The organism is Bradyrhizobium sp. NBAIM03, from assembly GCF_020194055.1.
Taxonomy (GTDB): domain Bacteria; phylum Pseudomonadota; class Alphaproteobacteria; order Rhizobiales; family Xanthobacteraceae; genus Bradyrhizobium; species Bradyrhizobium yuanmingense.
In genome coordinates this window covers 67398-91778 of record NZ_JADYVS010000002.1, presented here as the reverse complement: position 1 = coordinate 91778, position 24381 = coordinate 67398, and the positions used below count along the sequence as shown (strand labels likewise).

At 64.4% G+C, this 24381-nt stretch carries 23 protein-coding genes; 9 read left to right on the top strand and 14 right to left on the bottom strand.

What is annotated here, in order from left to right:
* Positions 1 to 43 precede the first annotated feature (43 nt).
* The 4 genes from I6F21_RS03045 to glsA all read left to right on the top strand — a co-directional run bounded on the left by I6F21_RS03045 (position 44) and on the right by glsA (position 5780).
* Positions 44 to 265 (top strand): biotin/lipoyl-containing protein, encoded by a 222-nt coding sequence (locus tag I6F21_RS03045; protein WP_036001120.1) that lies wholly within the window; start codon positions 44 to 46, stop codon positions 263 to 265.
* 167 nt (positions 266 to 432) lie between these two features.
* Complete coding sequence (locus I6F21_RS03040; RefSeq protein ID WP_036001123.1) at positions 433 to 1599, top strand: TAXI family TRAP transporter solute-binding subunit; 1167 nt, start codon at positions 433 to 435, stop codon at positions 1597 to 1599.
* 236 nt (positions 1600 to 1835) lie between these two features.
* The gene (locus I6F21_RS03035; RefSeq protein ID WP_156447100.1) at positions 1836 to 3911 is read left to right on the top strand and encodes a TRAP transporter permease; all 2076 of its coding nucleotides are present in this window, start codon (positions 1836 to 1838) and stop codon (positions 3909 to 3911) included.
* Positions 3912 to 3932: 21 nt separating this feature from the next.
* Positions 3933 to 5780: a glutaminase A gene (gene glsA, locus I6F21_RS03030; RefSeq protein WP_225140186.1), complete on the top strand. Its 1848-nt coding sequence runs from the start codon at positions 3933 to 3935 to the stop codon at positions 5778 to 5780.
* Between the two features lie 131 nt (positions 5781 to 5911).
* Here glsA and I6F21_RS03025 read toward each other — a convergent pair whose 3' ends face one another.
* From I6F21_RS03025 to ugpC, 14 genes are all read right to left on the bottom strand, one after another.
* Positions 5912 to 6214 (bottom strand): nucleoside triphosphate pyrophosphohydrolase family protein, encoded by a 303-nt coding sequence (locus tag I6F21_RS03025; protein ID WP_036022497.1) that lies wholly within the window; start codon positions 6212 to 6214, stop codon positions 5912 to 5914.
* Positions 6215 to 6242: 28 nt separating this feature from the next.
* Positions 6243 to 6770: a carboxymuconolactone decarboxylase family protein gene (locus I6F21_RS03020; protein WP_036001128.1), complete on the bottom strand. Its 528-nt coding sequence runs from the start codon at positions 6768 to 6770 to the stop codon at positions 6243 to 6245.
* Between the two features lie 638 nt (positions 6771 to 7408).
* Positions 7409 to 7768, bottom strand: a complete 360-nt coding sequence (locus I6F21_RS03015; protein ID WP_225125785.1) for an OB-fold domain-containing protein — start codon at positions 7766 to 7768, stop codon at positions 7409 to 7411.
* Positions 7765 to 8901, bottom strand: a complete 1137-nt coding sequence (locus tag I6F21_RS03010; protein WP_225125787.1) for a thiolase family protein — start codon at positions 8899 to 8901, stop codon at positions 7765 to 7767. Before I6F21_RS03010 ends, I6F21_RS03015 begins: the two co-directional genes overlap by 4 nt.
* Before the next feature lie 155 nt (positions 8902 to 9056).
* Positions 9057 to 10256: a CoA transferase gene (locus tag I6F21_RS03005; protein WP_225140185.1), complete on the bottom strand. Its 1200-nt coding sequence runs from the start codon at positions 10254 to 10256 to the stop codon at positions 9057 to 9059.
* Positions 10257 to 10380: 124 nt separating this feature from the next.
* Positions 10381 to 10587 carry a hypothetical protein gene (locus tag I6F21_RS03000; RefSeq protein WP_036001140.1) on the bottom strand — a complete coding sequence of 69 codons (207 nt, stop codon included), beginning with the start codon at positions 10585 to 10587 and terminating at the stop codon, positions 10381 to 10383.
* A gap of 121 nt (positions 10588 to 10708) precedes the next feature.
* Complete coding sequence (locus tag I6F21_RS02995) at positions 10709 to 11878, bottom strand: acetyl-CoA acetyltransferase (protein ID WP_027571779.1); 1170 nt, start codon at positions 11876 to 11878, stop codon at positions 10709 to 10711.
* Between the two features lie 60 nt (positions 11879 to 11938).
* A complete protein-coding gene (eda, locus tag I6F21_RS02990) occupies positions 11939 to 12589 on the bottom strand; it encodes a bifunctional 4-hydroxy-2-oxoglutarate aldolase/2-dehydro-3-deoxy-phosphogluconate aldolase (protein WP_192893238.1) in 651 nt (216 codons plus the stop codon).
* A gap of 25 nt (positions 12590 to 12614) precedes the next feature.
* Positions 12615 to 13589 carry a sugar kinase gene (locus I6F21_RS02985; protein ID WP_225140357.1) on the bottom strand — a complete coding sequence of 325 codons (975 nt, stop codon included), beginning with the start codon at positions 13587 to 13589 and terminating at the stop codon, positions 12615 to 12617.
* Between the two features lie 24 nt (positions 13590 to 13613).
* Positions 13614 to 14600: a D-erythronate dehydrogenase gene (gene denD, locus I6F21_RS02980; protein WP_036022474.1), complete on the bottom strand. Its 987-nt coding sequence runs from the start codon at positions 14598 to 14600 to the stop codon at positions 13614 to 13616.
* A gap of 87 nt (positions 14601 to 14687) precedes the next feature.
* Positions 14688 to 15623 (bottom strand): carbohydrate ABC transporter permease, encoded by a 936-nt coding sequence (locus tag I6F21_RS02975; protein WP_036022472.1) that lies wholly within the window; start codon positions 15621 to 15623, stop codon positions 14688 to 14690.
* Positions 15616 to 16569: a sugar ABC transporter permease gene (locus I6F21_RS02970; RefSeq protein ID WP_085972022.1), complete on the bottom strand. Its 954-nt coding sequence runs from the start codon at positions 16567 to 16569 to the stop codon at positions 15616 to 15618. Before I6F21_RS02970 ends, I6F21_RS02975 begins: the two co-directional genes overlap by 8 nt.
* Before the next feature lie 65 nt (positions 16570 to 16634).
* Positions 16635 to 17954, bottom strand: a complete 1320-nt coding sequence (locus I6F21_RS02965) for an ABC transporter substrate-binding protein (protein WP_036022467.1) — start codon at positions 17952 to 17954, stop codon at positions 16635 to 16637.
* Positions 17955 to 18006: 52 nt separating this feature from the next.
* Positions 18007 to 19074 carry a sn-glycerol-3-phosphate ABC transporter ATP-binding protein UgpC gene (ugpC, locus tag I6F21_RS02960; protein WP_036001178.1) on the bottom strand — a complete coding sequence of 356 codons (1068 nt, stop codon included), beginning with the start codon at positions 19072 to 19074 and terminating at the stop codon, positions 18007 to 18009.
* Positions 19075 to 19275: 201 nt separating this feature from the next.
* Here ugpC and I6F21_RS02955 point away from each other — a divergent pair, with 201 nt between their 5' ends.
* The 5 genes from I6F21_RS02955 to I6F21_RS02935 all read left to right on the top strand — a co-directional run bounded on the left by I6F21_RS02955 (position 19276) and on the right by I6F21_RS02935 (position 24361).
* The gene (locus I6F21_RS02955) at positions 19276 to 20376 is read left to right on the top strand and encodes a LacI family DNA-binding transcriptional regulator (protein ID WP_036022457.1); all 1101 of its coding nucleotides are present in this window, start codon (positions 19276 to 19278) and stop codon (positions 20374 to 20376) included.
* A gap of 122 nt (positions 20377 to 20498) precedes the next feature.
* Complete coding sequence (locus I6F21_RS02950; RefSeq protein WP_225182803.1) at positions 20499 to 22328, top strand: IlvD/Edd family dehydratase; 1830 nt, start codon at positions 20499 to 20501, stop codon at positions 22326 to 22328.
* A gap of 136 nt (positions 22329 to 22464) precedes the next feature.
* Positions 22465 to 23196: an SDR family oxidoreductase gene (locus I6F21_RS02945; protein WP_036001186.1), complete on the top strand. Its 732-nt coding sequence runs from the start codon at positions 22465 to 22467 to the stop codon at positions 23194 to 23196.
* A gap of 18 nt (positions 23197 to 23214) precedes the next feature.
* Positions 23215 to 23961: an SDR family NAD(P)-dependent oxidoreductase gene (locus I6F21_RS02940; RefSeq protein ID WP_036022452.1), complete on the top strand. Its 747-nt coding sequence runs from the start codon at positions 23215 to 23217 to the stop codon at positions 23959 to 23961.
* A gap of 7 nt (positions 23962 to 23968) precedes the next feature.
* Positions 23969 to 24361: a GFA family protein gene (locus I6F21_RS02935; protein WP_036022450.1), complete on the top strand. Its 393-nt coding sequence runs from the start codon at positions 23969 to 23971 to the stop codon at positions 24359 to 24361.
* Positions 24362 to 24381: the final 20 nt, after the last annotated feature.

Genomic DNA, 24381 nt, shown 5'->3' with positions numbered 1-24381 from the left:
CGCTACCTCAGGCATTTTGCGACGACAACAAAAAGGCGATGGCATGCCAGAAATTAAGATCGTCACGGAGGTCGCGGGACGCATCTGCGCAACTCCCGTGCAAGTTGGAGGAACCGTCGCGGATGGCGATGACGTTGTGGTGGTCGAAGCGATGAAGATGGAGATCCCAGTGCCCTCGCCCGCAAACGGCACCATCACATCGCTTCTGGTAAAGGTCGATGACGTCGTTGCGGAGGGACAGGCGATAGCGATCGTCGCGAGCTGAGCGTCTTATCCGGTCTTTTCCGCGACAATGTGTCAGTCGCATTCCCACGCGCGCTGTATGGCGTTGCCATCGCTTGATCGCGGTGACATGATCGGTTTCAAACAAAACGTTGTTTCAAACAAAGAATGAAAATCTTCGCGGCAAAGCGAAGATCATTGGAGGGAAACATGCTTCGTGGGCTGCTCGTGCTCGCGCCTGCTCTGGTGGCGGGCATTTCTTTTGCGTCTACACGCTATTCGTTCGCCGAAGACATCAAGCTGCCGGCGACATTGACCTTCACCGCCTATGACACCGGCACCGCCGGATTCAACATAGCGGTCGGCGTCGGCAAGATGATGAAGGACAAGTACGGCACCGACGTGCGCGTGCTCCCCGCAGGCAACGACGTCGCGCGCCTCGCGCCGCTGCGCGCCAAGCGCGCGGTTTCCGCGGCGATGGGGTCGGGCACCTACTTCGCGCAGGAAGGCGTGTTCGAGTTCGGCTCGAAGGAATGGGGTCCGCAGCCGCTGCAGACCCTGCTCTCGACCGTCGACTGCAATTGCGCCTCGCTTGCGGTGGCCGCCGACACCGGCGTGAAGGAGCTGAAGGACCTCAAGGGCAAGCGCGTCGGCTTCGTGGTCGGCTCACCCGCGCTGAACCAGAACTCGCTCGCGGTGCTCGCCTTCGCCGGGCTGACGCAGAAGGACGTCAAGGCTGTCGAATTCGCCAGCTACGGCGCGATGTGGAAAGGGCTGATCAACAACGACGTCGATGCCGCCTTCGGCACCACCATCACCGGTCCCGCCAAGGAGGCCGAGGCTTCGCCGCGCGGGTTGATCTGGCCGCCGCTGCCCGCCAAGGACAAGGAAGGTTGGGCGCGGATGCAGAAGGTCGGCTCGTTCTTCTTCCCGCAGCTGGCGACCTGCGGTGCCGGCATCTCGCCGGAGAAGCCGATCGAGCTCGGCAATTATCCCTACCCGATCTTCGTCGCCTACGCCTCGCAACCGGCCGACCAGGTCTATGCGATCACCAAGGCGATGATCGTCAACTACGACGCTTATAAGGACTCCGCGCCCGGCGCCGGCGGACTCGCGGCCAACCGCCAGACCAAGAACTGGGTGGTGCCGGTGCATCCCGGCGCGGTGAAGGCGTTGAAAGAGGCCGGCCAATGGAGCGACGCTCAGGAGGCACACAACAACCAGCTGATCAAGCGGCAGGAGGTGCTGGCGGCCGCCTGGGCCGATTACGGCAAGTCCAATCCGCCGTCGGACGACAAGGCGTTCCTCGAAGGCTGGACGAAGGCGCGTGCCGCGGCGCTAGCGAAAGCGGGCATGCCGAACGGGTTCGAGGAATAGAGCGAGGTGTTGTTAGGCGTGATCGTTGCCTCGCGAGAAGTGCGCCCCCTCTCCCGCTTGCGGGAGAGGGTTGGGGAGAGGGTGCCTCCGCGGTGGGATTCCCCCAGAGGAGAAAGCCCTCACCCGGCGCTTCGCGCCGACCTCTCCCGCACGCGGGAGAGGTTGAGCGCGCGGCCAGAGCGGTTCAAACAACTGCCGTTTGCCTGATTGCGTTCACCAGCCCACGCGCGGGATCGATGATGTCCTCTTCCACTTCCACCGTCCCGCAAGACGAGCCCAAGCGCGTCGTGTTCGATGATCCCCATGGCGCCGCCGGCAACATGCAGGAAGCGGAAGTCACGCGCGTCCGCACGTTGCGCGGCGCGTGGCGCTGGACGCTGATCGTTGCGACCGCGGCGACGATCCTGCTCTGCATCAACCAGCAATTCTCGCTGCGCTTCTTCGTCGGATACACCCAGCTCAACACGGAATATTTCTATCTCCTGATCGCGTTGATGCTGCCGTTCACCTTCCTGATCTTTCCGGGCACCGAACGCGCGCCGCTCGACCGCATGCCCTGGTATGACCTCGTCCTGTTCGTCGTGACCTTCGCGGCGGCGATCATACTGATGGTTAACGTGCGCAAGGCGGCGGAGGCCGGCTGGGAATTCGGCGGCGCGCCCAACACGGTGATCGCCGCAGGCCTCGTGATGTGGATGATGCTGATGGAAGCGTTGCGCCGCACCGGCGGCTGGAGCCTGCTCCTCAGCGTTCTGCCCTTCACTGTCTATCCCCTGTTCGCCGAAGCCCGCTGGCTCGGACCGTTCCGTGGCACGCAATCGACGCTCGAGCAGGCGACCGCCTATCACGTGCTCTCGGGCGAGAGCCTGCTCGGCATCCCCATCCAGGCCTTCGCCGACACCGTGATCGGCTTTTTGGTGTTCGGCACCGCGCTGATGATGACGGGCGCCGGAAAGTTCTTCATCAACCTGGCCTTCGCGCTGTGTGGCACCTTTCGCGGCGGCGCGGCAAAAGTCTGTATCTTTGCCAGCGGCCTGCTCGGCATGATGTCGGGTTCGATCATCTCCAACGTGCTCACCGCCGGCACCATGACCATCCCGGTGATGAAGAAGAGCGGCTTTCGCGCCTCCTATGCCGCCGCGATCGAGGCCTGCGCCTCGACCGGCGCCGTGCTGGCGCCGCCAGTGATGGGTGCGACCGCCTTCGTGATCGCCCAGTTCCTCAACGTCAGCTACGCCGATGTCGCCCTCGCCGCAATCATTCCGGCCGTGCTCTACTACGTCGGCCTCTTCATGCAGGTCGACGCTTACGCGGCGCGCCACAAGCTGAAAGGTATTCCCCGCGCCGAGCTGCCGCGGATCATGGATACGATCAAGGACGGCTGGTACTACGTCTTCGTCATCGCGCTTCTGATCGTGATGCTGCTCTACTTCAAGCGCGAGAGCCACGCGCCGTTCTACGCCACCGCGCTGCTTCTCGTGCTCAACCAGTTCTTCTCGAAGGACACGCGCTGGACATTTGCGACGATCGGCAAGTTCCTGGAGGTCAACGGCCGCACCTTCGTCGAGCTGGTCGGCATCCTCGCCGGCTGCGGCCTGCTGATCGGCGCGTTCTCGATGACGGGCGTGGTGTCGAGCCTTGCCAACGACCTCCTGCACATCGCCGGCGACAATGCCTTCCTGCTGCTCGGCATGTGCGCCCTCACCAGCCTCATTCTCGGCCTTGGCCTGACGACGACGGCCTGCTACATCTTCCTCGCCATCCTGGTCGCGCCTGCGCTGGAGAAGCTCGGGCTCAACCGCATGGCGGTGCACATGTTCATCTTCTATTGGGGCATGCTGTCGTCGATCACCCCGCCGGTCGCGATCGCTTCCTTCGCAGCTGCCGGCATCGCCGGATCGCCGGCCATGAAGACCGGCTGGGAATCGATGTGGGTCGGCAGCATCATCTATTTCCTGCCGTTCTTCTTCGTGCTCAATCCGGCGCTGGTGCTGCAGGGTTCGAGCCCATACCTCGCCGGGCTCGGCCTGATGGGCCTCGCCGCCTTCGGTACGCTGTTCATCTGCGGCGGCATCCAGGGCTACCAGCCTTTCGTCGGGGACTTGCGCGGCACAGGCAGCCTGGAATGGCCCATCCGTGTGCTGCTGGTGATCGGCGGCTTCGTGGTGGCGACCCCCGGCGGCGGCATCATGCCGCTGTCGCAGATGCAAGTGACGCTGCTCGGCCTTGGCATCCTGCTGCCGACGATCCTGATCGCGCTTCTCTTGGTCCGGCGCCCGCCTGTGATGCCGGACGGGTTGCGCGTGCTCTGATTGCGTTGCACAAGGGAGGCGATGAAACCGCTCTCGCCTCTCGCCACCGCCTGGACCCGTTCGAAGCCGCCCCTGCTGCGGTTTCTGGGCAATTGCCTCAGCGAATTCTCCGCCGAAACGTCGGGCCATGTCGCCGATTACATTCCCGAGCTCGGCAAGGCGGACCCTGCCTATTTCGGCATCAGCCTGGCGACGCTTGACGGCCATGTCTATGAAGTCGGCGACTCCAGGGTGCCCTTCACCATCCAGTCGATGTCGAAACCCTTCGTGTTCGCGCTGGCGCTGGACCTGCTCGGCGCCGGCAAGGTCGAAGGCGCGATCGGCGTCGAACCCTCCGGCGATCCCTTCAACTCGATCCGGCTCAATTCCGAGAACCATCCGTTCAACCCGATGGTCAATGCCGGCGCGATCGCCTGCACCGGGTTGATCTACGACAGCAAGGGCGCGGAGGCTTTCGAGCAGATCCGCCTTGCGCTCAGCCGTTTTGCAGGCCGCGACCTTTCCGTCGACGACGCCGTCTATTCTTCCGAGAGCCAGACCGGCGACCGCAACCGCGCCATCGGCTATCTGCTCAAGACCAACGCGGTGATCTCGGACAACGTCGCCGGCGTGCTCGACGTCTATTTCCGGCAATGCGCCGTGCTGGTGACCGCGCGCGATATCGCGGTGATGGCGGCAACGCTCGCCAATCGCGGCATCAATCCGATCACCGGCGAGCAGGTGCTGAGCGCCTACGCGATCTCGCGCACGCTGTCGGTGATGACGTCGTCGGGCATGTACGACTATGCCGGCGAGTGGATCTACCGCATCGGCATCCCCGCCAAGAGCGGCGTCAGCGGCGGCATCCTGGCCGCGCTCCCTGCCCGCCTCGGCCTCGGCAGCTATTCGCCAAAGCTCGACAAGCACGGCAACAGCGTGCGCGGCATCAAGGTCTGCGAGGCGCTGTCCTCGCATTACGACCTGCACATGCTCAACCGCAGCGACGACGCACGCAACGCCGTCATCGCCGACTACGACATCGGCAAGAGCCCGTCGCGCCGCGTGCGCCGCCCGCAGGAGCGCGAGATCCTGGCAGCCCACGAGCAAGAGGTGCGCATCATCGAACTGGTCGGCACGCTGTCGCTGTCGGCGGTGGATTACGTCTCGCGCCGGCTCGCGGGACGACCGCGGCCGCAATTCGTGATCTTCGATCTCCACCGCGTGACCTCGACTACGCGGGCCGGCGCACGACTTGTGGCCGAAACGTTCGAGGAATTGGCCGCGCTGAATGTCACGGTGGTCTTGTCGGGCGTCCGGCGCGCCTCCAAGGAATGGAATACGTTACGCGAATGGACCGCTGAGCTGAAGAACGTGCGCGATTTCTATCTGCTCGACACTGCGATCGAATGGGCCGAAGACCAGATCGTCTATCGCTACGGCGGCTCGATCGATTTTCACGAGACCACCGAGCTAGCCGAACAGCCGCTGCTGACCGGGCTGAGCGAGGAAGAGCTGACGGATCTCGCCTCGCTCTGCACCATCAGGACCTATCAATCCGGCGCCAAAATCCTCACGGCCGGCGACCCCGCCGATGCCCTGTACTTCCTGCGCAGCGGCGCTGTGCACGTCACCTTGCCCGATGGCGTCAGGCTGGCGACGCTCACCGCCGGCATGGCGTTCGGCGAGATGGCGCTGCTGGAACAAACCCGCTCCGCCGACGTGTTCGCCGACATGGCAGCGACGGCATGCGAGGTCCCGCTGAAGGATTTCGAGCGCTTCCGCAAGCAGCACCCCCGCGCCAGCGAATGCATCATGCGTAACCTGGCCCAGCTCCTGGCCGACCGCCTGATCGTCGCCAACGCCAAGGTGGATATTCTGACCTCGACGTGAGCGGTTCATGCGCAACAGATCGTCATGCCCGGGCTTGTCCCGGGCATCAACGTTCTTCGTGCTGCGCGGCAAGTCGTGGATGGCCGGGACAAGCCCGGCCATGACGCCGGAGCTCCCAGCTTTCACTTGCTCTACCGGCTCGCCGCTTCGCTGATGCGTCGCCTGATCTTGGCGGCACTGGCGTTGAGCAGCGCGGACGGCTGCTGGCCGGTGGCGGCGCACAGGCAGGCCCAGTAGTAGACGACATCGCCAAGCTCTTCGACGAGACCGGCCTTGTCGAGCCAGTCGTCGCGCAGGAGCTTCTTGATGTGCTCGGCGACCTCGCCCGCCTCAGCGGCAAGGCCCAGCCCGAGATAAGACAACCGCTCGTTCGACGGATGCTCGTCGACTTTGGCAATGGTTGCGGCCCAGGCCGCATATTCATCGATTGTCATGAGCATCCCTCGCAAGCCGAGCTTTGGATCAGCCCACCACTTCGGTGACGGGCTGGAGGTCGATCTCGAACGTCTCCAGGAATTTTGACGTCATGATGTAGAAGCCGACCGAGAGCTGGAGCTCGACCAGCGCCGCTGGCGTCAGCTTCGATGCGATCGCCTTGAAGGTCGCATCCGTCGGCTTCGTCAGCTTCACGATCTCGTCGGTGAAGGCGAGCGCGGCGCGCTGCACCTCGTTGAAGCAGGATGCGGCCTGCCAGTTCTCGAGCGCCTCGTTCTGCTCGTCGGTGACGCCGACATTCTTGCCGATGCGCTTGTGCGCGACGATCTCATAGGGTGCCTCGCACAGAATGCCGGTACGGGTGATCGCAAGCTCGCGCACGATGGGGTCGAGCTCGCCCTTGTGCCTGATTGCGCCCCCGAGGCGGCAATATTGCTCAAAGTAACTCGGCGAATGCGCCATCATCCGGAAGATGTTGGCATGGCGGTTCTTGTCGAGGATTTCGCGGGTGCGGTCGGATGCCTTGGACGGGTCGCTGTACTGAATGCGGGCCATGATTTTCCTGAAGTTTTCCCTGATCTTTTGATGCTTTTTGTCGCCATTGGCGAAGGTTCCCGAAGACTCTATTCGCGTGGGGACGCACGAGCAACATCATCGAGTCAAATTGCCGCCGCATTGCTGATCGACCCTGACACAGTCGATATTCGCCGCGGGGGGACAAATCGCGGCGGATACTCGCAAGGGGTGTTCCGAGTAAAAACAATTGGCCGTCGTATGCGCTCACCGCGCAACGATGAGTCACGCCCAAGTCTAGGGAGAAACGGCATGAAGGAAGCCACCAAGGGGGCAGCCTCGGGAGCGCTCGCGCATATGCTGGCGGTGACGGCGATGCTCGTCATCGCCAGCATCTTGTTCTACGGGCGTTAGAGTATTTCGATTGCGCATGATCTTTTCGGAAAACCGCTTCACACTTTTCCGGATCAGGCGCTCAGCGTTTTCGTCATTCCGGGGTGGCTCTCGCACAAGCCAAGCCCAGAATTCCCGTTCCAGGCTCGGTCACGTGACCGCCCCCGAATGACGGATCCCTCGTTGGCGTGTAGCCCGGATGAAGCGCAGCGCAATCCGGGAAGTCTGTCCGCGAGGTGCGAATCCCGGATTTCGCTGCGCTCCATCCGGGCTACATTCGCGTTTCCCTATTTGGTTTTGGCAAAGAACGGCACCAGCTTGCCGGCAAAGGGCTTGAAGCTCGCAATGACCGAATCGCCGATGGCGAGGTCATTCTCGCCGTGGGCCATCATGCGAAAACCCTCGGCGCAATCGACCAGCAGGATGTTGTAGGGCACGTGCGCGCGCGTCTCGGGCGTTGCCGCGCGGCAGACCAACGAGGTCGCATACACCCTGCCCTTGCCGCTGGCGCGCTGCTCGCGCGGGTCCGATTCGCCACAAGCTGCGCAGAAGGCCCGATGAAAATACTGTACATGCCCGCATGCGGTGCAGGCCTGGTAGGTGATGGCCTCTTCACCCTTGGTCCAGTCCGCCAGACGCTCACTCATCGCACCCGCTCCAGGAACATGCTGACGTGAGACGACAGCACGCCGCCATCGCCGTGCAGCAGTACAATCGAGGCGTCGCGGACCTGGCGGCTAGCCGCCCGCCCCGTCATCTGCAAATGCGCCTCGACAAGATGCGCCATGGCGCCGCCGACGCCGCAATGGCCGTAACTGAGCAGGCCGCCATGGGTATTCAGCGGCATCGCGCCGTCACGGCTGAAATGGCCGGCGCGCACGCGCGCGGCCGCCTCGCCGCGGCCGGCGAGACCGAGGTCTTCCAGCAGCATCGCGAGCGTGATCGTAAAGCTGTCGTAGATCGCGGCGTAGCGCACGTCGGAGATCGCGAGACCCGTGGCCGCCTTTGCACGCGCGATGGAGATCTCAGCGCCAAGCTCGCTGAGGGCGGGCGCTGCCGTGACATGCTGATGCGTGTGGGCCTGGGCGCAGCCGCGGATACGCACGCCCGCTTCCCCGGTTCGCTCGCGGCTGACAACGAACGCCGCGCCGCCGTCGGAGACCGGGCAGCAATCGAGCAGCTTGAGCGGCAGCGCCACTGGCTTGGAGGCCATGACGTCGGCGACATTGATGGGATCGTGGAATTGCGCGCCGGGATGGGTGCAGGCGTGGGCACGCATCAGCACCGCGAATTCGGCGAGATCCTCTTCGGTCACGCCGTATTCGTGCATGTATCGGTTGGCAACGAGGCCGTAATAAGCGGGAATGGTCGGTCCTAACGGCACCTCGTAGTCGGGATGGCCGACCTGCGCCAGCGCCTGGATCGAGGCATCGCGGCTCTGCCCGGTGAGCCGGTTCTCGCCAGCGACCACCAGAACGTTCCGGCAGACACCTGACGCGACGAGATGATGTGCAAGCATCGTCATCGCAAGACCCGTGGCGCCGCCGACCTGGACGGCATGGGCGTAAGACGGGCGGATACCAAAATGCTCGGCGAAGACGGTGGCGAGCATGATGTGCGGGGAGACCGTGGAATAGCCGCAGAGGATGCCGTCGATGTCGGTGCGCTTGAGGCCGGCATCGTCGAGCGCGGCTTGCGCGGCCTCGCTCATCAGGTCGAGCGAGGAGGAGCCCTCGTGCTTGCCGAACGACGTGAGGCCGACGCCGGTGATGAAGCTCATGGTGCCATTTCTCCACCGTCATTCCGGGGCGCGACGAAGTCGCGAGCCCAGAATCCATCGAACGGCATGTGCGGAGGATGAATGGATTCCGGGCTCGCGCCAAGAGGCGCGCCCCGGAATGACGGATGAGAGAAGCGTGGTCATCTCCACTCTCCCTACTCCGGCGCCACGCGCGTGACGCCGTCGCGCACCATGGCTGCGATCTCGTCAGCGGAATAGCCGATCTCGCTCAGAATATCCGCGCCGTGCTCGTTGAGCCGCGGCGCCAGGCGTACCGGCTCGGCTTCGGTCTCGGACCAGGTCGCCGTCACCTTCATGCTGCGGATCGGACCTTCGGTCGGATGCGTCACCACCGGGAAAAAGCCGGTCGCCTCCAGATGCGGATCGTGCAGGATCGAGGCGAGATCGTGCATCGGCATGACAGGCACGTCGGCTTTCGTCAGCAGGTCGATCCATTCGGCCGTGGTCCGCGTCTCGAAGATGCGGGCGAGCTCGGCATACACCACATTGATATTGGCGGCCCGGCCGGCGAAGGTTGCAAATTTGGGATCGGCGCGCAGGTCGTCGCGCCCCGTGGCCTTGAAGAAGTTCTCCCACTGCTTGTCGTTGTAGACGATGACGCTGAGGTAGCCGTCCGAGGTCTTGTAGGGCCTGCGGTCGCGCGAGAGGTGGCGGGCATAGCCGCCCTTGTCGAGCGGCGGCTCATAGGTGAGCCCGCCCATGTGATCACCCATGACGAAGCCGGCCATGGTCTCGAACATCGGAATGTCCAGACGCTGGCCGCGGCCGGTGCGGTCGCGGTGCACCAGGCTGGCGCAGATCGCGCCGACCGCGGTGAGGCCGACGATACGGTCGACGAGCGCGTTCGGCACGTAGCGCGGCACGCCATCGCCGGTCTGCGCCATCAACGCCGGCAGGGCCGTGGCGCCCTGGATCAGGTCGTCGTAAGCGGGTTTTGCGGCATAGGGCCCGTCCTGACCGAAGCCGAACACGCCGGCATAGACCAGACGCGGGTTGATGGCGGAGACGACGTCGTAGCCGAGCTGAAGCCGCGCCATCGCCTGCGGGCGGACGTTGTAGACCAGGACGTCGGCGTCCTTCAAAAGCCGCAGCACGGCTTCGCGCCCCGCAGCCTTCTTCAGATCGAGACAGATCGAGCGCTTGCTGCGGTTGGTGTTGAGAAACACCGGCCCCATGCCGGCGTGACGCATCGGGCCGATCAGGCGGGTGACGTCGCCGTCCAGCGATTCCACCTTGACGACGTCGGCACCGTAATCGCCGAGCATTTGGGTCGCATAAGGGCCCATCAGCACGGTGGTCATGTCGACGACCTTAATGCCTTTCAGCGGCCCCATCGTTCGCTCCCGATTGCGCCGAGCCCAACTGCCCACGCGATTTCGGTCCAGCTAACGGCAGTGCCGCCGCTCGCGCAAGGGCGGGCGGCGTATGGCGGCATGCGCCGCGGGGCGACGTCGGCCGCTATTTCTTCTGACGGGATTCCCGGATCTTCAGGAGCCGGTCGAGTTCGTCATTCTGCTGATTGATCCGGTCGGCGATGCGCGACTCGTTCTGCTCGCCGGAGGCGGCAGCGGCCTGCTCGATGAGCTGGCGGATATTGTCTTCGAGGATCGCGATACGATCGTTGAGTGCGTCCATCGACAGTGAATCTTCGTAGTTAGTGCTCATGATGCATTTCCCGCAAAATCAATCAGAGCATTAAGGGGGCCGCGCGAGCCCACCATGATCTAACGCAAAGAAATAAGGCGGGCATGGCGTATGGCGCCTTTGCCCACCCTACAGGATCAAACTACTTCAGCGGCTCCAGGACGGAGACGTAGTTGGCGACGGCCGCGCCACCCATGTTGAAGATGCCGCCGAGCTTGGCGTTCTTGAGCTGCATGCCCTCGGGCGCCTGGCCCGCGAGCTGCATCGCGGTCATCACATGCATGGAGACGCCGGTGGCGCCGATCGGATGGCCCTTGGCCTTGAGGCCGCCGGACGGATTGACCGGCAGCTTGCCGTCCTTGAGCGTCCAGCCTTCTTTGATGGCGCGGGCGCCCTGCCCCTTCGGCGTCAGACCCATCGCTTCGTACTCGATCAGCTCGGCGACGGTGAAGCAGTCATGGGTCTCGACGAAGGAGAGATCGGACAGCGTGACACCGGCCTTCTCCAGCGCCCGCTGCCAGGCGACCGTGCAGCCCTCGAACTGCAGGATGTCGCGCTTACTCATCGGCAGGAAGTCCTGGGCGTGCGCAGTGGCACGGAAGCCGATCGACTTGGTCATGCCCTTGGCCGTCTCGGCATCGGCCAGCACCAGCGCAGCGGCGCCGTCGGAGACCAGCGAGCAGTCCGTCCGCTTCAGCGGGCCGGCGACATAGGGGTTCTTCTCGCTCTCGGCGCGGCAGAAGTCGAAGCCGAAGTCCTTGCGCATCTGGGCGAAGGGATTGGCGACGCCGTTCTTGTGGTTCTTGGCCGCGATCAGCGCCAGCGCATCGGACTGGTCGCCGTATTTCTGGAAGTAGGAGCTGGCGATCTTGCCGAACACGCCGGCGAAACCGCCGACCGTGTCGCCGTCCTCAGGGAGGTAGGAAGCCTTGAGCAGGTTCTTGCCGATCTCGGCGCTCGGCGTGCGCGTCATCTGCTCGACGCCGACGACCAGCACAATCTTGGCCGCCCCTGCGGCAATCGCGCGCAGGCCCTGATGCACGGCGGCAGATCCCGTGGCGCAGGCGTTCTCGACACGGGTCGCCGGCTTGAAGCGCAGCTTGGGATCAGCCTGCAGTACCAGCGACGCCGTGAAATCCTGCGGCGAGAAGCCGGCGTTGAAATGGCCGAGCACGATCTCGTCGACATCACCGGCCGAGATGCCGGCATCCGCCAGCGCCTCATTGGCGACGCGGGTGACGAGGCTTTCGACGGTTTCGGTGTCGAACTTGCCGAACGGCGTATGCGCCCATCCGACGATGCTGGCGGTCATGGTCATTTCTCCCTGGAGGCCTCTTCCTGAGCTAAGTCTTAGCCCAGGGATGGCAAGACTTCACGCGGCTTTCAGCGCCTTGAGGGTCCGCTCGCAGATGGCAGTTATGCCGGCCCAGTTCCCGGCCCGGATTTCCGCCGTCGGGCACAGCCAGGACCCGCCAACCGCAACGACATTGGGTTCAGCCAGCCAGGTCGCGGCATTGGCCTCGCCCACCCCGCCGGTCGGGCAGAACCGCACGTTCGGGAACGGCCCGCCGAGGGCGCGCAGGCCCTTGATGCCGCCGGCCTGCTCCGCCGGGAAGAACTTTGCGACGTCGAAACCGTAGGACAGCGCCATCATCAGTTCCGAGGCCGTGGCAATCCCCGGCGCGAACGGCAATGAGCTGTCGGTCGCGGCCTTGAGCAGATCGGGGGTCAGGCCCGGGCTGATGCCGAACGCGACGCCGAGCTTCTCGACCCGGCTGAAGTCGGCCGGATTGAGAATGGTGCCGATGCCGACGACCGCCTCGGGGACCTCGGTCATCACCGCGCGCGCCGCCTCGATCGCAACGGGGGTCCGCAAGGTCACCTCCAGCGTGCGGACACCGCCGGCAACCAGCGCGCGCGCCAGCGGCACCGCATCCTGGATGCGCTCGATGGTGAGGACGGGAATGACGGTCGCAGCCTTGAACAGCGCGACGAGGTGGTTCTGTTGGGCAGCCGTGGTCATGGGTCTCGATTCATTTGGTCGCTGTCTAATTGTTGGCCTGGCGGGACGCCGCCGGCCGGTGCCGCTTCTTCGGCGGCATGGCATAGCCCGGAATGATGGCGCCGGGATAGCAGATCACGAGGCTGGCGAGCCGATGTCCTGATAGGGCCGCCTCCACCGGCTCGGCGCCGGCGAGCCGGGCCGCGATATAGGCCGCGGCGAAGCTGTCGCCGGCGGCGGTGGTATCGATGACGGGCTTGGTCATGGGCTCGGCGCGGACCTCGCTGGCGCCGCCGGGGTAGCGCAACAGGCTCACCGGCTCGGGCAGACGGAACACCAGTTCCGGGGTTGGGATGCGCGCCATCAGCTGGTCGTGACTTTCGCCGGGATGGAGGGCGAGCAGATCCTCGGTCGAGGTCAGCACGATGTCGGCGGCTGCGAAGGCGGTCGCGAACACCTCCCGCGCGATATCGCGGTCCGGCCAGCCGCGCGCGCGGAAATTGGTGTCGAACACGAAGCGAGTGCCGAGCAGGCGCGCGCGCTTGATGGCGCCGAACAGGCGCTCGCGCCCGTCCGCGTCGTAGATCGAGAGCGTGATCGCAGAGAGATAGACGACGTCGTAGCTCATCAGCGAGTTGAGCAGCTCGTCCGTCTCCGGCAGGCCCATCAGCTGGCGCGCGGCCGCACTGTCGCGCCAATGGAAGAACTGGCGCTCGCCCTCCGCATCCGTCTGGATCATGTAGAGGCCGGGCAGCTTGCCCGCGAGCCGCACGACACGCCGCGTGCCGACGCCTTCCGCATTCCAGGCAGCGACCATCTCGTCGCTCAGGGCGTCATCGCCGAGCGCGGTGAGATAATCGACCTTGACGTCCAGCCGCGCCAGATACACCGCCGTGTTGAGGGTGTCGCCGCCGAAGCCGCGTGAGTACAGGCCACCGCCCTGCCCCTGCCCGGCGGACGCGCCGCCCTGGGCCTGCCGCAGCTCGACCATGCATTCGCCGATGCAAGCAACGCTCGCCATCATCAGGGCCCGCTCAGTCCGAGCTCAGGCGACGAAATTGCCGCCGAGCTCGTCTTCGATGTGAATGCGGATGATATCGTCGAACGTCTTCTCGGCGGTGGTGAAGCCGAGTTCGCGCGACCGCCTGGCATCGAAATTGCGCGGCCAGCCGCCGACGATGCCGACGATGAAGGGATCGGGCTCGCGCTTGATGCGCGCGGCGACCTTCTCGCCCGCAACCCGCTTCAAGGCGGCGATCTGCTCGCCGACCGTGGCCGATAGGCCCGGCATGGTCAGGTTGCGGCGCGGGCCGACAGTGGCGAGATCCATGGTGCCGGCGTGAAGCAGGAAGCCGACGGCCGAGCGAGGCGTCGCGTGCCAGTGGCGGACGTCCTCGGAGACCGGAAGGATCGCTTCCTTGCCGGCGAGCGGTTCGCGCAGAATGTTGGAGAAGAAGCCCGATGCCGCCTTGTTGGGCAGGCCCGGCCGGATGCAGATGGTCGGCAGGCGGATGCCGATGCCGTCAAGGAAGCCGCGGCGGGAATAATCGGCGAGCAGAAGTTCGCCGATCGCCTTCTGCGTGCCGTAGCTGAGCAGCGGGGTATGGAAGAACTCGTCGCCGATCGCATCGGGAAACGGCGCGCCGAACACTGCGATCGAGGACGTGAACACCACGCGCGGCTTGTAGCCGCCGCCCGCAAGGCGGATCGCATCGAGCAGCATCCGCGTGCCGTCGAGATTGATGCGATAGCCCTTGTCGAAGTCGAGCTCGGCCTCGCCGGAGACGATCGCGGCGAGATGGAAGATCACGTCGGGGCGACCTGCGATCAGTTTCTCAGCCGCGCCCGGGACGGCGAAATCGCCCGAGACGGTCTCGACGGCAAAACCGGCCTGCTCCGGCTTCTTCGGCTCGACCACGTCATGCATGGTCAGCTTGGTGATATCGCTCTTGCCGAGCCGGCCGTCGCGCAGCAGCCGTTCACAGAGCTTGCGGCCGACCATGCCGGCGGCGCCGAGAACCAGAATGTGCAAGAGCTCAACTCCTTCTTATTGGCCGGACTTATTGGCCGGAGCGCGCCGCTCTTGAAACCATTGGCGCGCCCTCGGCAAGCCCCGCGATCATTCCTTCACGGCGCCGGTCATCGCCGACACATAATGCTCCACGAAGAAGGCGTAAAGGATCACGAGCGGCAGCGAGCCGGCCAGCGCGCCCGCCATCAGCGAGCCCCAGCGGTAGATGTCACCGTCCACGAACTCGTTCACGATCGCGACCGGCACCGTCTTGTTGCTGGTCGATTGCAGGAAGGTCAGGGCGTAGATGAACTCGTTCCAGCACAGCGTGAAGCAGAAGATGAAGGCCGAGATCAGGCCGGGAATGGCCAGCGGCACGACGATCTTGATCAGGATCTGCCAGCGGCTCGCCCCGTCGATCAGCGCGCATTCCTCGAGCTCGAAGGGGATGGTCTTGAAATAGCCCATCAACAGCCAGGTCGAGAACGGGATCAGGATGGTCGGATAGGTCAGGATCAGCGCCAGCGGCGAATCGAACAGGCCGTACTGATACACGACCGTGGCGAGCGGAATGAACAGGATCGACGGCGGCACCAGATAGGCGAGGAAGATCAGCCCGCCGACGAGATTGGCGCCCTTGTAACGCAAGCGCACGATGGCGTAGGCGGCGAACACCGAGGCGATGATCGAGAGCACCGTCGCGCAGATCGCCACGTACATCGTGTTCCAGAGCCAGTACGGATAGTAGCTCTCGAACAGCAGCTTGTGGAAGTGCTTGAAGGTCGGATTCCAGGTCCAGAACGGATTGTACTTGTCGAGGTCGAGCAGCTGCTCGTCGGGCTTCACCGAGGTCAGCGCCATCCAGTAGAACGGGAACAGCAGGACGACGACGATGATGGCGAGCGGCAGGTACAGCGTCACCAGCCTGCGCGGCACCGACTGCAGATAGCTCATGCCCTCGCTGTGATCATCCTTCGCGACTGTCGGAGCCGAGCTATGCAGGACGGCCTTGAGATCGATCCGCGAGGTGGGGAGATCAGTCATTGTTTTCTCCCTGCTGCCACTTGCGACGCTGCAGGCCGAACCAGGACACCATGATGGCGGCGAGCAGGAACGGGATCATCGCACTGGAGATCGCGGCGCCCTCGCCGAGCTGCCCGGCGATGATCGCACGCTGATAGGACAGGGTCGCCATCAGATGAGTGGCGTTGACCGGGCCGCCACGCGTCATCGCCCAGATCAGCTGGAAGTCGGTGAAGGTGAACAGGACCGAGAAGGTCATCACGACGGCGATGATCGGCGTCAAGAGCGGATAGGTGATGTAGCGGAAATTCTGCCAGCGCGTGGCGCCGTCGAGCGTCGCGGCTTCATAGAGCGACGGCGAGACGGTCTGGAGGCCTGCGAGCAGCGTGATCGCGACGAACGGCACGCCGCGCCAGATATTGGCGAAGATCACGCAAATGCGTGCCCAGGTCGTGTCGCCGAGGAAGTTGATGTTCTGGTTGATCAGGCCGAGCTGCTTCAGCGACCAGGAGATGATCGAGAATTGCGAGTCGAAGATCCACCAGAAGGCGAGCGCGGAGAGCACCGTCGGAACGATGAAGGGGATGAGCACCATCGCGCGCAGCATCGCCTTGAACGGCATGTGCTCGTTGAGCAGCAGCGCGAGGTAAAGGCCGATGCCGAATTTGAAGGCGCTGGCGACGAAGGTGTAGAGCAGCGTGTTGAACACCGACAGCCAGAAGATGGAATCGTCCCACAGCCATTCGTAGTTCTCGAAGGCGATGAACTGTCCGACCCTGCCGATGCGCGTGTCCGTGAAGGACAGCCAGATGCCCAGCCCCAGCGGATAGGCCAGGAAGAAGATCAGGAACACCATGGCCGGCACCATGAACCAGAAGCCGAGCCAATTGCGATTGTGTTTAAGCTGGGCCCAGGCGCCAGCCTCGGTCATCTGAGGCTTGGCCCGGGGAATTGCGACATCAGCCATGCCCGATATCCCTGATCGAAATGTTGACGAGCGGGCGACCCAAGAGGCGCCCGCCCCGTGACTGTTCAGCGATAGATGCGCTTCAGCTGGCGCTCGGCTTCCGCCATCGCGCCCTTCGCATCCTTGGCGCCGGTGCAGTAATTGGCGAACATGTCGACGACGATGAAGTCGGCGATCGCGGTTGCCGCCTTCTCGCCGACGGTGCCGATGCCCGACGCCGGCAGCGTGCGCTTGGAGGCCTGCGAGAACACGGCGTTCTTGGGATCGGCCGTCCAGATCGGCGCCGATTCATAGGCGTTCAGGGTCTGCGTCAGATAGCCCTGCGCGCCGGCCAGCCACTTCTCGTAGTTCTCCTTCTCCAGCATGAAGGCGACGAAGGCCTTTGCCGCATTCGGATATTTGGTGAAGTTGAAGGCGAGGATCGGCAGCGCCAGCTGCAGCTCGGTCGGCTTGCCGACCGGACCGACCGGCCAGAGCGCGTGATAGGTGTCCTCGGTGAGCTCCTTCTTGCTGGGATCGGTCTTGGCGGCGACGTAGATCGAGATGCCGTTCGCCGTGCAATAGAGCTCGCCGGCGAGATACGCCTTGTTGTTGGAGGAATCGTTCCAGGACGCCGTGCCCGGAATGAAGTTGTCGTACAGCGCCTTGCAATATTCCAGCGCCTTCGCCGTCTCCGGCGAATTGATGACGATCTTGTCGTTCTGGTCGACCGTGTAGGCACCGTGGCCCCACAGCACCCAGTGCAGCCAGGAATTGCCGTCGCCCGAGGCGTGACCGAGCGCGAAGCCGGCCGGCGTGTTGTTGGCCTTGAGCGCCTTGCACATCTCGAGGAAGCCGGGGAAGTCCTTCGGGAATTCCTTGAAGCCAGCCTTGTCGAGCGCCGACTTGCGGTAGGTCATGTAACCGCCGTTGGTCGCGACGGGAATGCCGAGCCAGTCGTTGCCGAGCTTGCAGGTCTTGGCCGCCGCATCGGTCCAGCCGCCGTATTTGTTGCCGAGATAATCGGCGACATCATTCATCTTCAGCACTTTGGTCGGGAAAAGCTGCGGCAGGGTGTGCAGACCCCAGGCGAGATCGAGGCCGGAGCCGGTGTTGGCCGCAACCGAGGCCTTCGGCTGCACGTCCTCGAAGGACTCGCTGAAGGTGTTCATCTCGGTGCCGGTCGCGGCCTTGAACGCCGCCACCATCGCGTTGAACGCATCGTCCTCCGCCGGCACGAAGCGCTTCCAGCGCATCACCGTCAGCTTGGCGCCGGGCTCGGCCTTCCAGGGCGCGCTCTGCGCCCAGGCCTTGGCGAAGTCGAACAGTGCCGGCCCCGTCAGCATGCCGGTCGCAGCCAAAGCGGTGCCGCCTTGAAGCAGAGACCGGCGGGTAAAGTCTTGCATGTTGTCCTCCCTGTGATGCTTTTTGTCGTCTTATGCCTTGTCGTCTGATGCGTTAGGCGTTCATGCGTTTGCCCGTCGCATCGTCGAACAGATGGACCAGCGATGGCTCGGGCTTCAGCCGCACCTTGTCGCCCGGATTGAACTGGTGACGCTCGCGGAAGACCGCGACGACCTGCTCGCCGCCGAGCTTGGCAAACACCTGCGTCTCCGAGCCGGTCGGCTCGACGACGATGATCTCGGCCTCGGCGCCGTCATCGGCGATGGTGAAGTGCTCCGGCCGCACGCCATAGACCGCAGGACGGCCGTCGGAATTGGCGGGCGCGGTCTTGAGCGGGAGCTTGACGCCGTTCGGTCCTTCGAAGCTCGCAACGCCGTTGACGCGCACATGGCCTTTGAGGAAGTTCATGGCAGGCGAGCCGATGAAGCCGGCGACGAACTGGTTGTCGGGCTTGTCGTAGAGCTCGAGCGGGGTGCCCATCTGCTCGACGATGCCGTCATGCATGACAACGATCTTGTCGGCCATGGTCATGGCCTCGATCTGGTCGTGGGTGACGTAGACGGTCGTCGTCTTCAGCCGCTGGTGCAGCTCCTTGATCTCGGTGCGCATGGCCACGCGCAGCTTGGCGTCCAGGTTCGACAACGGCTCGTCGAACAGGAACACCTGCGGATCGCGCACGATGGCGCGGCCCATGGCGACGCGCTGGCGCTGACCGCCGGAGAGCTGTCGCGGATAGCGGTCGAGCAGCGGCGACAGCGCGAGGATCTCGGCGGCGCGCTTGACGCGCTTGTTGATCTCGTCCGAGCTGGCATTCCGCAGCTTGAGCGAGAAGCCCATGTTGTCGGCGACCGTCATGTGCGGATAGAGCGCGTAGTTCTGGAAGACCATCGCAATGTCCCGCTCCTTGGGCTGGACATTGTTGACGACGCGGTCGCCGATCGAGATCGTCCCGGAAGTGATGTTCTCGAGGCCGGCGAGCATGCGCAGAAGCGTCGACTTGCCGCAGCCGGAGGGGCCGACCAGGACGACGAACTGGCCGTCCTCGATCGGAATCGTCACGCCGTGCAGGACTTCAAAATTGCCGAACGATTTCCGCACGTCGCGGATTTGCACAGACGACATCTAGCTCCCTCCTCGAAAGTCCACGGCGCCTCTCGCGCCGCGACCGTCTTGTTTTTCGGACTTTACCGAACCAGGCCCGATATTAGCGGGCAACATTGTCGGTAGTTTGTGCGGTTTTGGCAATTTGTCTTTGGTTAGTCGTTGCTGGTAGCGCTGTCAACGTTCCTTTGTTTGCGGGACTGACTGTGTTAAGAGCAGCAAATGGGTCGAAAACGCACCAAGTCAGGCAAAATCCGGCTGGCCGAAGTGGCCGAGCTCGCCGGCGTCAGCCCGATTACCGCGTCGCGCTTTTTCCGCAATCCGGAGGCCCTGTCGGTCGCGAAGCGGACGCGGGTCGAGAGCGCCGCCAAGGAGCTCGGCTATGTGCCCAACCTTGCCGCGCGCGCCCTCGCCTCGCAACGCACCGAGGTCATCGGTGTCCTGATCCCATCGCTCACCAATAACGTGTTCTCGGACGTGCTGCGCGGCATCTATGACGCCTCCGAAGGCAGCCGCTACTCGATCCAGTTGTCAAACACGCGCTACAGCATTCTCCAGGAAGAGAAGTTGCTGCGTCTGTTTCTGGCGCAGAAGCCGGCCGGGCTGATCGTCACCGGGATCGACCAGACCGCGGAGTCCCGCGCGATGCTTCAGGCCGCGGACTGTCCGATCGTGCAGATCATGGAGATCGGCCCGGACCCGGTCGACATGATGATCGGCTTTTCGCACTATGATGCGGCCCGCGCGGCGATCGCGCATCTGTTCGAGCAAGGTCACCGCAAGGTCGGCTTCGTCGGCGCGAGGATGGATCCCAGGGTGCAGCGGCGGCTGGACGGATATGTCTCGGCCATGAAGGACGCCGGATCGTTCGACCAGCGCCTGGTGGTCACGACGGCGACGCCGACCTCGGTGACGCTCGGCGGCGCCCTGTTCACCGATCTGCTGGCGCGCGAGCCGGACATCGATGCGGTGTTCTGCGCCAACGACGACCTCGCGCTCGGCGTGCTGTTCGAATGCCGGCGCCGGGAGATCGCAGTCCCCGGGCAGATCGCGATCGTCGGCTTCAACGATCTCGAATTCATGGCCGCCGCCGTCCCCACCCTCACCAGCGTCCGCACCAACCGCTATGAGATGGGCAAGACGGCCGCCACCATGCTGATCGACGCGATCGAGGGCCGCCGCCCGGAGCAGCCGGTGCTCGATCTCGGCTTCAAGGTGATCGAGCGGCAAAGCTCGTCGGCGCGACGTTCGGACAGCAGGCCAGCCGTATCAGCCGCGGGCGCGGCGAACAAAATGATAGCGTTACCAAGCAGCCACGACTAGTATCGGAATCGTGAGGAAACGACCCGCCAGCGGGAAGGCAGATCATCGCGCGCGCCGTTGGGCACCGCACATGCCGCACCATGAGACGGACGGTAGTCGCGTTTGCATTGCAGGAGAAACCAATGACAAAGAAACCAACCAACGGGCATGCCGCCGGCAGCAACGGTACCCGCCGCCATCTTCGCTCGCAGGAATGGTTCAACAACCCGCACAACCCGGGCATGACCGCGCTCTACATGGAGCGTTACCTGAATTACGGCCTCACCCGCGCCGAGCTGCAATCCGGCAAGCCGATCATCGGCATCGCCCAGACCGGCAACGATCTGTCCCCCTGCAACCGCCATCATCTCGAGCTCGCGCACCGCGTCCGCGAAGGCATCCGCGAGGCCAGCGGCATCGCGATGGAATTCCCGACCCATCCCATTCAGGAGACCGGCAAGCGACCGACCGCGGCGCTCGACCGTAACCTCGCTTATCTCGGCCTCGTCGAAATTCTCTACGGCTATCCGCTCGACGGCGTGGTGCTGACCACCGGCTGCGACAAGACCACGCCGGCCTGCATGATGGCGGCGGCGACGGTGAACCTGCCCGCGATCGTGCTGTCGGGCGGCCCGATGCTGAACGGCTGGCACAATGGCGAGCGCACCGGCTCCGGCACCATCGTCTGGAAATCGCGCGAGCGGCTCGCGGCCGGCGAGATCGACTATGAAGAGTTCATGGAGATCGTGGCCTCCTCGGCGCCCTCGGTCGGCCATTGCAACACCATGGGGACGGCCTCGACCATGAACGGGCTTGCCGAAGCGCTCGGCTTCTCGCTGCCGGGCTGCGCGGCGATCCCGGCGCCCTATCGCGAGCGCGGCCAGATCGCTTACGAGACCGGAAAACGCATCGTCGAGATGGTCTGGGAGGATTTGAAGCCTTCCGACATCCTGACCCGCAAGGCGTTCGAGAACTGCATCGTGATCAATTCGGCGATCGGCGGCTCGACCAACGCGCCGATCCACATCAACGCCCTCGCCCGCCATATCGGCGTCGAGCTGTCGATCGAGGACTGGCAGAAGTTCGGCCACGACGTGCCGCTCCTGGTCAACATGCAGCCGGCCGGCTTCTATCTCGGCGAGGAATTTCACCGCGCCGGCGGCGTGCCCGCCGTGGTGCGCGAGTTGATGAAGCACAAGCGCATCCATGAGGACGCGGTCACGGTCAACGGCCGCGGCATCGGCGAGAACTGCAAGAACGCGCCCGCTCCCGACAACGACGTGATCTGGGCTTACGACAAGCCGCTGGTGAAGGACGCCGGCTTCCTGGTGCTGAAGGGCAATCTGTTCGATTCCGCGATCATGAAGACAAGCGTGATCTCCAAGGAATTCCGCGACCGCTACCTCAGCAACCCGAAGGACCTCAATGCCTTCGAGGGCCGCGCCATCGTGTTCGAGGGGCCGGAGGATTATCACGAGCGGATCGACGATCCCTCGCTCGACATCGACGAGCGCTGCGTGCTGTTCATCCGCGGCACCGGCCCGATCGGCTACCCCGGTGGCGCCGAGGTTGTGAACATGCAGCCGCCGGCGGCGCTGATCAAACGCGGCATCCTGTCCCTGCCCTGCATCGGCGACGGTCGCCAGTCCGGCACCTCGGGCTCGCCCTCGATCCTGAACGCCTCGCCGGAAGCTGCCGCCAATGGCGGTCTTGCCGTCCTAAAGACCGGCGACAAGGTGCGCATCGACCTCAACAAGGGCAGCGCCAACATCCTGATCTCGGACGAGGAGCTGAAGAAGCGCCATGCCGAGCTCAAGGCCAGCGGCGGCTTCAAGCATCCGCCGAACCAGACGCCGTGGCAGGAGATCTATCGCAACACCGTCGGCCAGCAATCGACCGGCGCCTGCATGGAGCTCGCCACGCGCTACCAGAACGTCGCCGGTACGTTCGGTGTGGCGCGGGACAATCACTGACACGGTCATTCCGGGGCGCGACGCAGTCGCGAGCCCGGAATCCATTCATCCACCGGCGCTGTGGCGCGATGGATTCCGGGTTCGCGCCAAGAGGCGCGCCCCGGAATGACGAAGGAAAATTCGCAGGAGAAACAACATGGCAGACCGCCTCAAGGGAAAGCGCGCCGTCGTCACGGCTGCCGCGGCAGGCATTGGGCGCGCTTGCGCCATCGCGTTCGCGCGTGAAGGCGCAACCGTCATCGCCACCGACATCAACGAAGCCGGCATCGCGAGCCTGACGAAGGAAGGCATCGCCGAGGTCGCAAAGCTCGACGTCCGCAACACCGCCGACGTCAACGCCTTCGCCAAGCGCGTCGGCAAGATCGACATCCTGCTCAACGCCGCCGGCTTCGTGCATCACGGCACCATCCTGGAATGTTCGGAAGAGGACTTCGACTTCTCGTTCGACCTCAACGTCAAGTCGATGCACCGGACCATCAAGGCTTTCCTGCCCGACATGATCGCCGGCGGCGGCGGCAGCATCGTCAACATCTCGTCCTGCGCAGCCTTGCGGCCGCCGGCGAACCGCTACGTCTACAGCTCGTCGAAGGCGGCGGTGTCGCTGCTGTCGCGCGCGGTCGCGCTCGACTTCATCACCAAGGGCATCCGCTGCAACTCGATCTGTCCCGGCACCGTCGAGACGCCTTCGATGCTCGACCGCGCGGCAGCCCAGGGCCCGCAGGGCAAGGAGATGTTCATCTCGCGCCAGAAGATGGGCCGGCTCGGCACCGCCGAGGAGATCGCCGCGATGGCGGTCTATCTCGGCAGCGACGAGAGCGCCTTCACCACCGGCGTCGATCTCGTCGTCGACGGCGGCTACATGCTCTGACGCAGGAAGGCCTCCGGCATGAACAAGATCGATCTCAACGGCCGCATCGCTATCGTCACCGGCGGCGCGCAGGGCTTTGGCCGCGCCATCACCGAGCGCTTCGTCGCCTCCGGCGCCAAGGTCGCGATCTGGGACTTTGACGCCGCGCTGGCCGAGAAGACGGCAAAGGAGATCGGCGGCGAAACGAAAGTCTTCAAGGTCGACGTCACCGACACGGCGGCCGTCGAGCAGGCACGCGATGCGACGCTCAAGGCCTTCGGCAAGATCGACATTCTCGTCAACAACGCCGGCATCGCCGGCGTCAACAAGCCGGTCTGGGAGACCGACCTGGAGGAATGGCGCAAGGTGCTGCGCATCAACCTCGACGGCCCCTTCATCGTCTCCAAGGCGATCGTGCCCGAAATGCTCAAGCAGAAATACGGGCGGATCGTGAACATCGCCTCGATCGCCGGCAAGGAAGGCAACCCGAACGCCGCGCATTATTCGGCGTCCAAGGCCGGCCTGATCGCGCTGACGAAGTCGCTCGGCAAGGAGCTCGCCGCCCATGACATCCTCGTCAACGCGGTGACACCGGCGGCGGCGAAGACGGCGATCTTCGACCAGATGACGCAGCAGCATATCGACTTCATGCTGTCGAAGATCCCGAAGGGGCGCTTCGTGCTGGTGGAAGAGCTCGCCGCGATGGTGAGCTGGCTCGCATCCCAGGATTGCGCCTTCTCGACCGGTGCGGTGTTCGACATCTCGGGCGGGCGCGCGACCTATTGAGGACATCATGATCCGGGAAGGTGGTTGCCTGTGCGGCGCGGTGCGTTTTAAGGCGGAGGGCGAGCCGCTCAACGTCCGCATCTGCCATTGCCGCATCTGCCAGAAGGCGATGGGCTCGCCCTACTTCGCCCGCGCCCAGTTCGACCAGCGCGCGCTCAGCGTCGAGGGCGAGACTGCACGCTACGCCTCCTCGGAGAATATCGATCGCGTGTTCTGCAAGCGCTGCGGCACGCGGCTTTTCGCCTGGCGCCGCAACGGCACGCTAGCGGGCGTTGCGCTCGCCACCTTCGATGATCGTAACGCCTTTGCGCCGACCGAGCACATCTGGGTGTCGGAAAAGCTCGCCTGGGTGAAGCTCGACGACGGCTTGGTGCAATATCCCGGGACGATCCCGGCGTGACTTTGCGCGACTGCACGGCG

Excerpts from the sequence above, each read along its gene's own strand:
- I6F21_RS03045 (WP_036001120.1), top strand. The coding sequence starts at position 44 with ATGCCAGAAATTAAGATCGTCACGGAGGTCGCGGGACGCATCTGCGCA.
- I6F21_RS03040 (WP_036001123.1), top strand. The coding sequence starts at position 433 with ATGCTTCGTGGGCTGCTCGTGCTCGCGCCTGCTCTGGTGGCGGGCATT.
- I6F21_RS03035 (WP_156447100.1), top strand. The coding sequence starts at position 1,836 with ATGATGTCCTCTTCCACTTCCACCGTCCCGCAAGACGAGCCCAAGCGC.
- glsA (WP_225140186.1), top strand. The coding sequence starts at position 3,933 with ATGAAACCGCTCTCGCCTCTCGCCACCGCCTGGACCCGTTCGAAGCCG.
- I6F21_RS03025 (WP_036022497.1), bottom strand. The coding sequence starts at position 6,214 with ATGACAATCGATGAATATGCGGCCTGGGCCGCAACCATTGCCAAAGTC.
- I6F21_RS03020 (WP_036001128.1), bottom strand. The coding sequence starts at position 6,770 with ATGGCCCGCATTCAGTACAGCGACCCGTCCAAGGCATCCGACCGCACC.
- I6F21_RS03015 (WP_225125785.1), bottom strand. The coding sequence starts at position 7,768 with ATGAGTGAGCGTCTGGCGGACTGGACCAAGGGTGAAGAGGCCATCACC.
- I6F21_RS03010 (WP_225125787.1), bottom strand. The coding sequence starts at position 8,901 with ATGAGCTTCATCACCGGCGTCGGCCTCACGTCGTTCGGCAAGCACGAG.
- I6F21_RS03005 (WP_225140185.1), bottom strand. The coding sequence starts at position 10,256 with ATGGGGCCGCTGAAAGGCATTAAGGTCGTCGACATGACCACCGTGCTG.
- I6F21_RS03000 (WP_036001140.1), bottom strand. The coding sequence starts at position 10,587 with ATGAGCACTAACTACGAAGATTCACTGTCGATGGACGCACTCAACGAT.
- I6F21_RS02995 (WP_027571779.1), bottom strand. The coding sequence starts at position 11,878 with ATGACCGCCAGCATCGTCGGATGGGCGCATACGCCGTTCGGCAAGTTC.
- eda (WP_192893238.1), bottom strand. The coding sequence starts at position 12,589 with ATGACCACGGCTGCCCAACAGAACCACCTCGTCGCGCTGTTCAAGGCT.
- I6F21_RS02985 (WP_225140357.1), bottom strand. The coding sequence starts at position 13,589 with ATGGCGAGCGTTGCTTGCATCGGCGAATGCATGGTCGAGCTGCGGCAG.
- I6F21_RS02975 (WP_036022472.1), bottom strand. The coding sequence starts at position 15,623 with ATGACTGATCTCCCCACCTCGCGGATCGATCTCAAGGCCGTCCTGCAT.
- I6F21_RS02970 (WP_085972022.1), bottom strand. The coding sequence starts at position 16,569 with ATGGCTGATGTCGCAATTCCCCGGGCCAAGCCTCAGATGACCGAGGCT.
- I6F21_RS02965 (WP_036022467.1), bottom strand. The coding sequence starts at position 17,954 with ATGCAAGACTTTACCCGCCGGTCTCTGCTTCAAGGCGGCACCGCTTTG.
- ugpC (WP_036001178.1), bottom strand. The coding sequence starts at position 19,074 with ATGTCGTCTGTGCAAATCCGCGACGTGCGGAAATCGTTCGGCAATTTT.
- I6F21_RS02955 (WP_036022457.1), top strand. The coding sequence starts at position 19,276 with ATGGGTCGAAAACGCACCAAGTCAGGCAAAATCCGGCTGGCCGAAGTG.
- I6F21_RS02950 (WP_225182803.1), top strand. The coding sequence starts at position 20,499 with ATGACAAAGAAACCAACCAACGGGCATGCCGCCGGCAGCAACGGTACC.
- I6F21_RS02945 (WP_036001186.1), top strand. The coding sequence starts at position 22,465 with ATGGCAGACCGCCTCAAGGGAAAGCGCGCCGTCGTCACGGCTGCCGCG.
- I6F21_RS02940 (WP_036022452.1), top strand. The coding sequence starts at position 23,215 with ATGAACAAGATCGATCTCAACGGCCGCATCGCTATCGTCACCGGCGGC.
- I6F21_RS02935 (WP_036022450.1), top strand. The coding sequence starts at position 23,969 with ATGATCCGGGAAGGTGGTTGCCTGTGCGGCGCGGTGCGTTTTAAGGCG.